The 13,649-nt window shown below is 37.3% G+C and carries 8 protein-coding genes; 1 reads left to right on the top strand and 7 read right to left on the bottom strand.

Annotated features, from left to right (window positions below; genetic code table 11):
- Window positions 1–4: 4 nt before the first annotated feature.
- Both AB674_RS18900 and AB674_RS18895 read right to left on the bottom strand, forming a co-directional pair.
- Entirely contained in the window at window positions 5–1,558 is a 1,554-nt protein-coding gene (locus AB674_RS18900) for an aldehyde dehydrogenase family protein (RefSeq protein ID WP_047778843.1), read from the bottom strand.
- A gap of 68 nt (window positions 1,559–1,626) precedes the next feature.
- Window positions 1,627–2,442, bottom strand: coding sequence for a DUF1338 domain-containing protein (locus tag AB674_RS18895; protein WP_047778842.1), 816 nt, complete (start codon window positions 2,440–2,442; stop codon window positions 1,627–1,629).
- A 187-nt stretch (window positions 2,443–2,629) separates the two neighbouring features.
- Here AB674_RS18895 and AB674_RS18890 point away from each other — a divergent pair, with 187 nt between their 5' ends.
- Window positions 2,630–3,103 (top strand): Lrp/AsnC family transcriptional regulator, encoded by a 474-nt coding sequence (locus AB674_RS18890; protein WP_047778841.1) that lies wholly within the window; start codon window positions 2,630–2,632, stop codon window positions 3,101–3,103.
- Between the two features lie 1,096 nt (window positions 3,104–4,199).
- Here the strand turns inward: AB674_RS18890 and AB674_RS18885 are convergent.
- The 5 genes from AB674_RS18885 to zwf form a co-directional block, all read right to left on the bottom strand.
- Window positions 4,200–5,576 carry an amidohydrolase gene (locus AB674_RS18885; RefSeq protein ID WP_410471213.1) on the bottom strand — a complete coding sequence of 459 codons (1,377 nt, stop codon included), beginning with the start codon at window positions 5,574–5,576 and terminating at the stop codon, window positions 4,200–4,202.
- A gap of 43 nt (window positions 5,577–5,619) precedes the next feature.
- Window positions 5,620–6,477 (bottom strand): AraC family transcriptional regulator, encoded by an 858-nt coding sequence (locus AB674_RS18880; RefSeq protein WP_047778840.1) that lies wholly within the window; start codon window positions 6,475–6,477, stop codon window positions 5,620–5,622.
- 273 nt (window positions 6,478–6,750) lie between these two features.
- On the bottom strand, window positions 6,751–10,890 hold the full coding sequence (locus tag AB674_RS18875) for a glycosyl hydrolase family 18 protein (RefSeq protein ID WP_047778839.1): 4,140 nt from the start codon (window positions 10,888–10,890) through the stop codon (window positions 6,751–6,753).
- A 503-nt stretch (window positions 10,891–11,393) separates the two neighbouring features.
- Complete coding sequence (gene pgl / locus AB674_RS18865) at window positions 11,394–12,113, bottom strand: 6-phosphogluconolactonase (protein WP_047778837.1); 720 nt, start codon at window positions 12,111–12,113, stop codon at window positions 11,394–11,396.
- A 1-nt stretch (window position 12,114) separates the two neighbouring features.
- A complete protein-coding gene (zwf, locus tag AB674_RS18860; RefSeq protein ID WP_047778836.1) occupies window positions 12,115–13,632 on the bottom strand; it encodes a glucose-6-phosphate dehydrogenase in 1,518 nt (505 codons plus the stop codon).
- Between the last annotated feature and the right edge of the window lie 17 nt (window positions 13,633–13,649).

The raw sequence follows: 13,649 nt of genomic DNA, 5'->3' as shown, positions 1-13,649 counted from the left end.
TGATTTATAGGTCGAATTTAATTCCCTGGGCCAGTGGAAGGCTGGTCGTATAGTTGATGGTATTGGTTTGGCGTCTCATATAAATTTTCCAGGCATCAGATCCTGATTCGCGACCGCCACCGGTTTCTTTTTCTCCGCCAAAAGCACCACCGATTTCAGCTCCCGATGTTCCGATATTTACATTGGCAATACCGCAGTCAGAACCTGTTACAGATAAAAATCTTTCGGCCTCACGCAAATTATTAGTCATAATGGCTGAGGACAATCCTTGAGCCACTCCGTTTTGAAGGTCAATGGCGTTTTCTACTTCTCCGGAATACTTTACGAGGTATAAAACCGGCGCAAAGGTTTCGTGTTGTACAATTTCAAAGGAATTTTGAGCTTCGGCAATAGCAGGTTTTACATAACAACCACTTTCGTAACCTTCTCCTGAAAGTACACCGCCTTCTATAAGAATGTTTCCACCTTCGGCTACTACTTTTTGCAAAGCCTGAGTGTACATTTCAACAGCATGTGTGTCAATTAGTGGGCCAACATGATTGTTTTCGTTAAGCGGATTTCCAATGCGGAGTTGTTTGTAGGCAGCAAGTAGCGCATCTTTTACTTTATCGTAAATACTTTCGTGAATGATCAATCTTCTGGTTGATGTACAACGTTGTCCGGCTGTACCAACTGCGCCAAATACAGCGCCAATAACGGTCATTTTGATATCAGCATCTGGAGTGACAATTATAGCATTGTTTCCTCCTAATTCCAGTAGTGATTTGCCCAAACGTCCGGCAACGGTTTGCGCTACGATTTTCCCCATACGAGTAGAACCTGTAGCAGAAATTAGAGGAATACGCGTATCAGCAGTTAGTAATTCTCCAATTTTATAATCACCGTTGATCAAACAGGAAATTCCTTCGGGTAAATTATTTTCTTTAATAACCTGAGCCATGATGTTTTGACAAGCGATACCGCAGATAGGTGTTTTTTCTGAAGGTTTCCAAACGCAAACATCACCGGAGATCCAAGCCAGAGCTGTATTCCAAGCCCAAACGGCAACCGGAAAGTTAAATGCTGAAATAATTCCCACAACTCCTAAGGAATGGTATTGTTCGTACATACGGTGTCCCGGTCTTTCAGAGTGCATCGTCAATCCGTGAAGCTGACGTGATAATCCCACTGCAAAATCACAGATGTCGATCATTTCCTGTACTTCGCCATAACCTTCTTGAAGTGACTTACCCATCTCATAAGAAACCAATTTACCAAGAGCCTCTTTATTCTCACGCAATTTTTCTCCAAACTGACGCACAATCTCGCCACGTTGTGGAGCCGGAATTAATCGAAATGTTTTGAAAGCTTCTGTTGCAGCTTGCAGTACTCTTTCATAGTCCTCAGGTGTTGACATTTTTACCGAAGCAATTAATTTTCCGTCTACCGGAGAATAACTTTCTAAAATGCCTCCTGATGAAAAGTTTTGTAAACCTGTCGATGTTCCTTCATTTATCGTTTTGATGCCCAGTTTTACCAGAGCCTCATTCATTCCAAATTGCGATGTTATTGATGTCATGTTTTGTATGTGCTTTTATACTTTAAAAGAAAAAGAATTGGAATTAAATCTTCTTTTAAAGCGTATTACTATTTATTGTGTTGTAATTGTACGTCTGTACTTTCAAATATCTTGTCGGCAGAAGAAGCAATAAATCCTTGGTACAGTTCACCGTTGGCCATTGGATAACGAAGCGCGAATTCGTAATAACAAGAAGGGATTTCTAAAGCGCCTTCCTCAAAATTAACGACGTGTAAATCTGCCAAGGTGCTGGATTGTTCTAATAATTGCTCGGGTGTACCTTTAATTTTTCCTCCTGAGGCATTTAATTTCCATCCGTTATCTTCTAAGAAAGCATTTAGATCTTGTAAAGTAGCAAAGCCTTTCAAGGCGTTAGTATTTATTGTAAAATGGTTCGCGCGGAATCCGTAAACATACATCCATGCCGCATATTCAGATTCGGCCAATAAGGATTGGTAAGTGGCGTGAGAGTTAGCATTCCAAACGGTTCCGCTCAATACTAATTCCGGATGGTCAAATAACTTTTGATCGCAACTGTCCAAAATGCTTTTTATCGTTGCCTGTAATTCAGGAGAACATTTTTCCAATTCCAATTCAGAAATGAAAATTCTTGGTGCATTTTGATCCGTAGCATGTTCGTAATGTTTAGCGAACAATTTTTTAGACTCAAAATGGTATTCTCCTTTAGCTTCGTAACCAAGGTTTACAAAAAGCCTTTCTAATACGGTAATATTTATTCTATTATCATTGAATGTGCGGATCGCAATATGATCGTTTTTTATCTCTTCTCCTTTTTGTTCTAATAAGTCATGAATTTTTTTTGCTGATGGGGTAATTTCAGCGTATTGTTCCCATAATTTTGACAGTAATTGCGTCTTGTCCATCTGTAAAAAATTTTAAATGTTATTATTACACAAATCTATATATATAACTGTTATGTTATTATTATTACTGTACGATTATTTATAAATAAATGGATTAGCTGTTTTTTTTTGTAGATTTGACACTTATAAAAACAGTTTTAATCTTAAAGTTGTCAAAATAATAGAATCAAGTAAATCATTTGTAGCTATGTCAATCATAAAACACAACGAAAACACTGACTATTTAGATCAGGAAATTTTACGAAAGCTGGATGAAAATGGTAGAATCCCTTTTTCTGAAATAGCAAAAGATTTAAATATTTCTAATTCATTAGTGCATTTGCGCGTTCGAAAAATGCAGGAATCTGGAATAATTAAAGGGTTTTCTGTTAAGTTAGATGCTAAGGGAATTGGTTTTGAAACGATAACCTACACAGGAATTGCAACCAAAGAAGCGCGTTTTGCTTATTCGATTTCTGAACAATTGGAGAAAATCCCTGAAGTAGTAGAATGCCACTGGGTTTCGGGAAAATATGCTTTGTTTATAAAAATTGTTGCTGCGAATAATGAAGAGCTTCGCAAAATTTTATACGAGCAGATTCATCAAATCGAAGGAGTAGGAGGAACGGATTCTTTTATTTCGTTTGGTTCTGCATTTGAGAAAAATCTGCCTGTGAAATAAGTTGTTTTTTTTAAAGTAGTATGTTTTAGCTGGAAAATTTAAGGGTAGATTTTTTGCACGCGGATTCTGCGGATTCTGCGGATTTTTTTTATTTCATTGTGTTTAAATCTGGGCGAGACTTTTTTGACAATCTTTGAACTTAATAAGGTTGGGCTAAAGCCATCATCGAGGGCTTTTTAAATCCGTTGGTTAAAACCAACGGCAATTAAAAAAATAGGTATTTGGTGTTTTTTTAAAGAATAAAATTGCCCAAATGTACTACGTGTTATTTTTATTTCAATAGACTTATAATTTCTTTAAATTCCCTTGACTTTGCACGTTATATAGGTGTTGTTGTTTTATAATCAGGCATGTATGTGTTAGTTCGTGCTGTAAAGAATCACTAAGAATTTGAATTGCCGTTGGTTTTAACCAACGGGCGTTTGTTGCCAGAGTAATAGGCTTTAGCCAAAAATCTTAAGGTAAGTTTTGGCTAGAATCCAATTTTATTAAGTTAAGAGATTTTTTCACGCAGATTTGGCAGATTTGGCGGATTTTTTTTATTTCATTGTGTTTAAATCTGGGTGAGACTTTTTTTGACAATCTTTGAACTTAATAAGGTTGGGCTAAAGCCATAATCAAGGGCTTTTTAAATCCGTTGGTTAAAACCAACGGTAATTAAAAAAATAGGTATTTGATGTTTTTTTAAACAATAAAATTGCCCAAATGTACTACGGGTTATTTTTATTTAAGTAGACTTGTAATTTCTTTAAATTCCCTTGACTTTGCACGTTATAGAGGTATTGTTGTTTTATAATCAGGTGTGTATGTGTTGGTTCGTGCTGTAAAGAATCACTAAGAATTTGAATTGCCGTTGGTTTTAACCAACGGTCGTTTGTAGCCAGAGTAATAGGCTTTAGTCAAAAATCTTAAGGTAAAGTTTTGGCTAAAACCTAATGTCATTAAATTAAGAGATTTTTTCACGCAGATTTGGCAGATTTGGCGGATTTTTTTTATTTCATTCTGCTAAAATCTGCGTGAGACTTTTTTGATAATCTTTGAACTTAATGAGGTTGGGCTAAAGCCATAATTAAAGGGCTATTCAAAAAAGGCATATTTAATAGACAATATTTCCATTATGAATAAGAGAGCGCACTGGAGACATTCTGGATACAGCTTCAGCAGAGCAGCTGGCCTCGATCAATACTACATCTGCAGTATCACCGGCTTTTGGCCATTGTTGAATTCCTTTGTCATCTAATGGTAACGGACCTGCGGTAGCGAGTTTTAGCATTCTGGATAAGCCGAATTCTGTAACTTGTCCGTACAATTGTGCTGCAAGATTGGCTTTTTGTAAAACACTTCCGGTTCCAAAAGTATTCCAATGATCGATAATACTGTCGTTTCCGGTCATTACTTTTACGCCATGTTTCAGTAAAGTTGGAATAGGCATCACAAGATTACCGAAAGGAACAGTAGAAACAATGCCTATTTGAGCTGCGGCCAGTTTTTGTGCCATTTCTTCCTGTTTGGGTTTGTCCAGTTTTGCAAGAATGAAACAATGACTTACAAAAGTTTTTCCTTTCAGACTGGTATTTTCGTTGACTTTGTCTATTAGATATTCAACGGTTTTTAATCCCGATTCGCCAGATTCATGCAAATGGATATCAATTCCTTTGTTGTGGTCGAGAGCCAGTTGTATGGTAAAATCCATTGTTTTTTCGATCGCGCCGTCAATCGTGTAAGGATCGACTCCTCCAATAAAATCAATGTCCATTTTTGCAGCTTCTTTTAGATAGGGAACCGTATCGGTATAAAAAACGCCGTGTTGCGGAAAAGCTACCAATTCTGCTCCAAAACCATTCTTTTTATTTTCTAAAGCGATCTGTAGGTTTGTTAAGGATTGTAACTTAGAAGTGGGTTCAATGTTCACATGGCTGCGGGCAAACGAGGTTCCGTGTGATTGTAACAGTTCGATTAGTTTTTCAGCTTTATAGGTTGAGTTTTTTAGCAAATCAGGCATAATTTGCTGCTCTAATGTTATCATGCCTTTTACACCACCATTTCTCTTTTTTACTGCTTCCCAGGAATCGCCGTATAAAGTTTTATCCAAGTGAATGTGCATATCACGAAAAGCCGGAAGCATTAAAAAACCTTTGGCATCGATGGCTTCTGAGTTGGGTTTATTAGGTGAAATAGCCTTGATTTTGCCATCACTAATTTCTACACAGAAGAGCGCCGTTTTGGTGTGTACAATTTCTTCTTCTTTATATTCAAAGCCTGTTTCTAATCTAACATTTTTTAGGGTGTACGATTTACCTGCTGCTATTTTTATATTGGAATCGGTTTTCAGGGAATTGGCTGCTGCCGAGTTTAGAAATCCTGAGCCAATGGCCAGTCCGGCAACACTTAATGCGGAGTTTCTTAAAAAGTCTTTGCGGGATATTCCGGAAGTTTTCATAGTAGTTATAGTTTCTACAAATATAACCGCCATAAAGAATCCGAATGTGAAGGATTTATTCCAAGGCTTGTAAAATTTATAACAAATCCCGAAAATCAGTAGGTGTTGTTCCGGTTTGGGTTTTAAAGAAATTGGAAAAATAAGCATGGTCAATAAATCCCAGTTCAAAGGCAATTTCTTTAACAGACACGGTGGTGGTTTTGAGAAGACGTTTGGCTTCCAGTACTGTTCTTTGCTGTATGAGTTGTGTTGCTGAAATCTTTAGATATTTCTTGCAAAGGATATTGAGATAATTGGCCGAAATGTGAAGTTTTGCCGCATAAAAGGAGACTAGTTTTTGTTCTTTAAAAGAGACATCAATCAACTGTTGAAATTTTACGATGCGTGGCTCAGCCTCATAGTTGTTCAGATCGGTAAAAATTTTAGCAGCAGATTTACTTATAATAGAAGCAATGACGGCCGTACGGGAACTGATTAATTCTGAAAGGGAATCTTCAGCTGTCAATTCATTTTTAATCGCATCAAATTCATAATGAAGCAGTTTAAAGGAATCCGGTTCCAACTCAATAACAGGATGATTGTGATACTCGACGAATGAAAATCTGAAACTGGCAGAAAAACGTTCAAAAAAATGACGATCAATCATCAATTGATAGCCTGTTGTTTCCGGTTCGATATTCCAGGTATGAACCTGTCCGGGGAATAAAAGATGAATTTGTCGGTTGCTAATTTTATACTCTTTAAAATCAATAGTATGATTGCCTTTTGCCTGATCAAAAAGAATGATGATAAAAAAATCGTGTTGATGTGGTTTGTGAATATGTCTTTCGCCATGCAGTTCATTAAACAAAAGCGGCTCTTTAGAATGGAGTCGGTCTTTTCTAAACTCTTCTAAACCGAGAAGCGGAATATGTTTGTTTTTGTTTGTTAGCATCACATCGGGTAGATTTCTTTGTAAAGTTAGCTATAACCGTATGATTTTGCAAAAGGATACAATGGAGTAAATGGGTTTTGCATTTTCTCCAAAGAAGTCAAATTTAATAAGTAGGTACAAAAAAACCTGACAATAAAATTGCCAGGTTCAAAATACTCTACTTCGGATTAATACAAACTAAAGAACGCTCATAATTCCAGAGTATTTTGCAAAAAAAAAATAAAACTAAAAGGACTTAGTTTTTTATTGCTTTAACATTTTGCTGCAAAGTTCTTAGTTTAAAAAGTTTACTACTTTGAAAGATTTTTTGTTACCTGCTTTGTTTGTTACTACAACGATAAACAATTGTTTCGTTGAAAAACTATAATTCTGAAGCAGTATTTCGTTATTGTTCATCCTGTTTTTGTAACTGGCTAAAGATTGTCCCAATGTATTAAACACGTCGACCTGAGCAATATCTTCCGTCTCGCTTTTAACTAGTAGAGCATTGTTTTTGAAATAAACCACTGTATTGTTTTTTGCTTCAATTTTGTCAAGAGATAATTGTGCTGCAAAATAAGCAGCATACGCATTTGAAAATTCATATCCGGTTCCGCAGCCTGCATCCCAGTTAATCGACCAGGTCATTACTCCTCTCATATCAGGATAAGGACCACCTTTAAGTGTGTAATTCCGTCCTATATAATTGATTCCGCTTCTTAAATAATTAAAAGCTTCAATTCCTTTTTGCGGTGTTATGTAACTTGCGGCCTGAGCTGCTCCGGTACAAGCCGGAAGGGCTATAACCACTTTGGATGCGGGTAATGGAGGGAAATAAAATCCTGTAGTGCTTACATTAAATCCTTTCATTAACATTTCTGACATAGATACTAAGAAATCGGGTTTTCCTTGTTCATAGGCAAGGTTGTCCAGCGCTACTATTGATCCTGTATTGTATAATTGCACCATCAAAAGATCCAGCTCGTTGCGTAGATTATGAATTACTGGTAAGAAAGAACCAACTCCGTTTCCATAGGTATTATAACCTGCCTGAACGTAGTAGGCTTCGGGAGCAGCTGTCAGAATGAATCCGTTGCCATAATTTGTTTTTAATTCTTTAAAAGCATCTACGACATTTTTTAATTTTGGATAAGTGGAAATCGACGAATAAGAGAAATCTTTAAGCGCTCCTGCTTCGAAATTCATTGATGATCCTTCAAAATCGATATCAAGACCGTCAAAATGATATTGATCAACAATCGTTTTTATGCCGCTTACAAAAATGTCTTTTTGAGTGACTGTTTCTAACACTACATGACCATTTTGCCCTCCTATAGAAACAAGAACAGGAATTCCTTTGTCTCTTAAGAATTTGATGTCGTTTTTTAATAACTGAGGATCAAATACACCATTTGTAAAATATCTTGGCTCGTTTACCACAAGGACTGGTGTATAGCCGTCTCTGTTTTTAGTTTCAATGAAGGAATAAATGACTACATTAAATTTTTTATCCCCCATTTGATTGAAGTATAAAAACGGTGCACTTGAGTTTTCCCATCCGTGGGCATAACCAACAATTACCTTCGCCGGGAGAAGATTAAATGCAGAATTAACGATATTAATCGATTGGTTTAAGGTGTTTTCGCCTCCGGAGTTATCCTTGGCTTTTACAACTATTGCATATGTTTTGAAGGCAGTTGGAGTGAAAGTGTAATTGTAAGTACTTCCCGCGCCCTTTGTCATCGTATAAGAAACCCCATCAATACTAATAGAAGCACTTGCAACTGTACCATCTTTATCCGTAACATTTACGCTTACCGGTACAGTCTTGAATCCCGAAGCCTGATTGATAGTAGTCGATGCCGGATCAATCCAGGTTATTTCGGGTACTATATTTGGACAATTGATACCGGAACATTGTAAATAAAACGTTTTACTGTCATCTGAAGTGATTGTATTTGACGCTGTTACCGTTGCTTTTAAGGTGTAATTTTTATTAAAATCGGCTAAAGTTGGTGTCCAATTGGCTACATATTCGGTTCCTGTTGAAAGTGTTGCTGTAATCGTTTGTCCATTGATGTTAAATACTACAGAAGAAATAGTCACGGACGGATCTGCAAAAGTCAAATCAGCATTGGCTTTGAGTTGAACAACCGTTCCCGGTATAATTGCTACTGTTGCCGCTGTTGGACTTGTAATCGCAATTTGTGGTGTGACAGCGCTTGAATTGAAATTATAAACTTTTGATACCGTTGGAATCTCAAAGTTTGCCAAATCAGTCGGGAAATAGTCAACTCCCTTATTATCCCAAGTGTTCAGTTTTAAGGTTTGTACTTTTGAATAACCTGCTAAATCATCATTAGTAAAACTGTACGCCCCTTGTGCATCTGTAGTTACAATTATAGTTTTATAGGCATGACTGGAGTCTGTCCAGGGTAAGGTTAATTCTAGTTTTGCTCCCGAAACCGGAGTTGAACCCTTTTTAACTGTACCACTAATTTTGTTTATAATGGCATCTTGGGTAAAGTCTAATGTTTTGTTGGAGTCAATTGCAGTATAAACGGTATTAGCAGGAGTATAAGTTATTCCTGCTTTAGCGGCTGTTACAGCGTAATCTAATCCTGCGACCAAATTGGCAACGGTGTAATTGCCCGTAGCATCTGATGTAGCGTTCAGAGTCATAGTTCCGGAAGTTGCAGAAACTACCACTCCTGAAACTGCAGTAGTTCCATTTTTAACAGTTCCGCTAACGGTGTAAGTAGGGCGTGCTGTTCCTTGAAGTACTACTGCGGTTTGATCCGTCGTTACATTTGTAAAATTAGTTGCTATAAATGTATACGCCGGATGAACAGCGATAAGGCTGTAATTTTTTCCGGAGGCTAAATTATGGAAAGTAAAATTACCAGTAGTACTAACTGTATTCTGCAGAATTACATTATTTGAATCTCTTAATTCAACTGTGGCGTTGGCAATCAAAGCAGATCCGTTTTTTACAGCACCACTAATACTTACTGTTCCGGGTAAGATAGCCTCAAACGAAGTATCTATCTGGTTTAGTAATGCATTTGGAATTGCGCCTCTGGTATCCTGAGAAAGTTCCCAAATCATGCCTCCGGCCAAGTTTTTTGATTTAAGATATTGTACTTTAAAGTCTATAGATTGTTTGTCTTCATAACTGATAAACTGGTGTGTACGGTCGTTGTATAGATAAGGAACTTTAGTAGTGTTGTCAAAGTACCTTACCCAACCGGCAGCAGCGGCGGTGGATGTTACCAGCATGGTAGTTGGATCTAAATAAGGATGCGGATTTGTAGTTGGATTTCCCACTAAATCGCAGATTTCAATACTTCCCGAATTTTCACAGGTTTTACCTGAATCCCAAGTCCCTAATGGAGGTTGATGATTGGTGCATCCTGAAACAATATCTTGCGGAGCTGAAACAAATAAACCCGGATGATTTGGATCTGTTCCATTATTGGCAACATTGTTAAACAACTTTCCATAGTAAGGCAATCCCATGATTAATTTATTGGATGGAATACCCACAACGTTTAGAAATTGATTCGTTAACTCGTCTAATGATTCAGATTGTGTTGATCCGTATAAAGGATCGTTTGTGTTTTCGCTGGCATATAAAGGAGCATTATAGCACGTTTTATCATACCAGTTTCCACCAAAATCATATCCAAAATAAGTGATATAATCGCAGTAAGTCGAAAGGTCTTCTGTCATTCCATATTGAGCTCTATTGTTAGGACCCAGATATTGCTGAGAAACATTTTTCACATTATTCCCGGCAGCGATCGAGATTAATTTATTAGGCATTACACGACGCATTTCTTTTAATAGGTAGACAAAATTTTTGTTATCATCCGGATTGTGATTTTGTGCAGGAACCGGAGCATCATTAAGCATTTCCGTTCCGTCTGTTCCTCCTTTTACAGGATATTCCCAATCAATGTCAAACCCGTCAATAAAGGGATAAGTGGAAATAAACTGTGCCATATCTGCTACTAAAGCATTTCTTGCTATAGGGTTTGCGGCAATAGGGGATAAATCCTGACCTTTAGTCCAGCCTCCAATCGAAATTAAAACCTTTAAGTGTGGATACTTTTGTTTTAACTTCATTAAGTCATAAAAGTTCCCTTTTACCGGAGCGTCCCATGGTATTCCGCCTTCCATATGTTCAAAATCAGCATAGGAGTCTAAACATCTTAATTTGGTGTTTTCGGGATGGGCGGGATCGTAGGTTGTCCCATAAAAGGAATAGTTTAGATGGGTTAATTTGCTACCGTCTATTTTTGGAATATTAAAATCCCGTGCATAAATAGACCATTGTGCATAGTAGCCTATTACTTTTTTACCATGAGCTGGTTGAGCTACTGCCAGTAAAGGAAATAGTAATAAAAAGATTAATTTGTAGTACTGTTTCATAGGTTTAATTTTTGATTAAGAAGGTGTGAAAAACCCCAATTTGTATCAACTTGCCAAATTTAAATACAGTTTATAAATACGATAATCATAATCCAATCGGTAAGGACTGATAAACATTGAAATTATGGAAATCAATTCATGATTTTTTTACTGAAATAATTCGGATCATGCAAAAAGTGCAATAAAGCAGGTTGATAAAGGAATGAGGGCAAAATGGCAATACCTTCATTTTTTTTCAAAAATATTAAAGAGCAGTGTAACAGAAATAGTTGGTTGTATAGCTGTATGATTAAAAATTATAATTGATATAATAAATTCAATACTTATGCTATTAGAGGTTTACATTAGAACAACCGGAAAAGTTTGGATCAATATATTTTTTTCAGTAGTGAAAAAGGCATTTAATTTAGGATGCTTTAAAAACAAAAAAACAGTTACAAGAAAATCTCGTAACTGTTTAAGTGATATTTTTTTAGCCAAATCGGTTATGATTTGTCTAGTATTTAATTAGTTGTCCCTGCAGCACTTTTGTCTACCAAAAACAATAATTCTCCTGTAACAGGTTTTATTAGTTGCATCGGATAAGTAGTAGGGTTATAATCGCCATGTAACACTTCTTTTAATGCCGGAGCTTTCTTTTCTCCAAATGCCACTACGATAATCTGCTCTGCTTTGTTAATCAGAGGAGCGGTCAATGTAATGCGGTGCATGTTTTGAGATTCTAAACGGTAAGCATCTACCCATTTTGTTTGTTCATGCAAAACAGCTTCTCCAGGGAAAAGAGAGGCGGTGTGCCCGTCGTCACCAAGTCCCAGTAAAATAAGATCTAATTTTCCGTCCGGACCAGTAATATCTTTTACGGATTGCTCATAAGTAACCGCATACGCTTCTGGTGAAACACCCTCTTTGTACATTGGAAATATATTTTCTTGCGGAATTGGAACGTGGCTCAAAAGCGTATCAAAAGACATTTTTGCATTACTGCGGTCATCATCAAGTGGTACCCAACGCTCATCACCCCAAAAAATATACACTTTGCTCCAGTCAATTTTTGATTTGTAATCGGGAGAAGCCAAGAGTTTATAAAGGCCAGCAGGTGAAGAACCACCGGTAAGTACGGCGGTAAATTTTCCTTTTTCCTGTATGGCTTTTTGTGCTGACACTACGAAAAGAGTTGCTGCTTTAGTATTAATCTCTTCTATGGTGTTAAAAATCTGTATCATTTTAAATTTCTTCTTTTACGGTAGTTGTTGTGTTAGAAACCCAGGCATGTCCTTGACGTGCAAGTAATTCGTCTGCGGCTTCAGGTCCCCAGCTTCCGGCTTTGTAATTAGGGAAATTGGCAGGGGCATTGTTCTTCCAGAATTCCTGAATGGTGTCGATTGCATCCCAAGCCTGTTCTACCTGATCCCAACGCATAAACAGGGTAGGATCTCCTGCTAAAGCATCTGCAAGCAGGGTTTCATAGGCTTCCGGTGACATTGTAGAACATTGAAAATAGTCAAAAACCATTTCTGCAGGTCGCAAAGAAAGCGAAAGCCCCGGTTTTTTAGTCATAAACTGCAGCTTGATATCCATAGACGGCTGAATGTTTATGATCAGTCGGTTAGGCGTCATTCCTTCATTGCCATAAGAAAAGGAGGAATGCGGTACCGGTTTGAACTGAATCACGATCGAGGACTGTTTTTCCTGCATTCTTTTTCCGGTGCGCAGGTAAAAAGGAACGCCTTGCCATCTCCAGTTATCGAGATAAATTTTCATCGCCACATAGGTTTCTGTATTAGAATCCGGTGCGACTCCTTTGTCCTTACGGTATTCGGGAACGGGATTTCCTTGTATAAATCCTGCATCGTATTGACCTCTTACGGTATAATGATCGACTTCATTGGGTTTTATACGACGAATAGAGCGCAACACATCTGCTTTGCGACTTCTGATATCATCTGCATCTAAAGAAGCGGGAGCTTCCATGGCAGTCATACACAAAATTTGAAGCAGGTGATTTTGGATCATGTCCTTTAAGGCTCCGACTCCTTCATAGAATCCGCCACGATCTTCAACTCCTACTTCTTCTGCCACAGTAATTTGAACAAAATCAATAAAATTGCGGCTCCATAAGGGTTCAAACATAGAATTTCCAAAACGGAAAGCAAGGATATTTTGAACGGTTTCTTTCCCTAAATAATGATCAATACGGTAAATCTGTTCTTCCTTGAAAGTTTCAGAAAGCATCTCGTTAAGTTCAATCGCCGAAGTCTTATCGTATCCGAATGGTTTTTCGATAATAATACGATCTTGTTTGGCATTCGCAGCAAGACCAATTTTCTTGATATTACTCGAGATAGTGGTAATGAAAGAAGGGGCTATAGACAGGTAAAAAAGACGATTGGCACGCAGACCAAAAGACTCATCGATGGCATTTAACTTGGAATCTAAATCCTGATAGGATTCTTCTTTGTCAATGTCGTGTCTGAGATAGGTAATATGCGAAATGAATTTCTGAGTATCTTCAAGGGAAAGCCCTGATTTTCTCGAAAATTTCTCTAAATTTTCCAAAACATAACTGCGAAACTCCTCATTGGTTTTTTCGGCTCTTCCCAGTGCTATAATCTGAAATTTTTCATCCATACGACCATCGAGATATAGATTTTGAAAGGCAGGGAAAAGCTTTCTTTTAGCTAAATCACCTGAGGCTCCAAAAATAACAATGATTGTTGGGTTTATATTTTTAACAGTACTCATTTTTGTTTTGCTTAAAG

This window comes from Flavobacterium sp. ABG (assembly GCF_001027725.1).
Taxonomy (GTDB): domain Bacteria; phylum Bacteroidota; class Bacteroidia; order Flavobacteriales; family Flavobacteriaceae; genus Flavobacterium; species Flavobacterium cupriresistens.
Note: the sequence above shows the minus strand (reverse complement) of the source record. Positions and strands in the feature narration are given on the sequence as shown.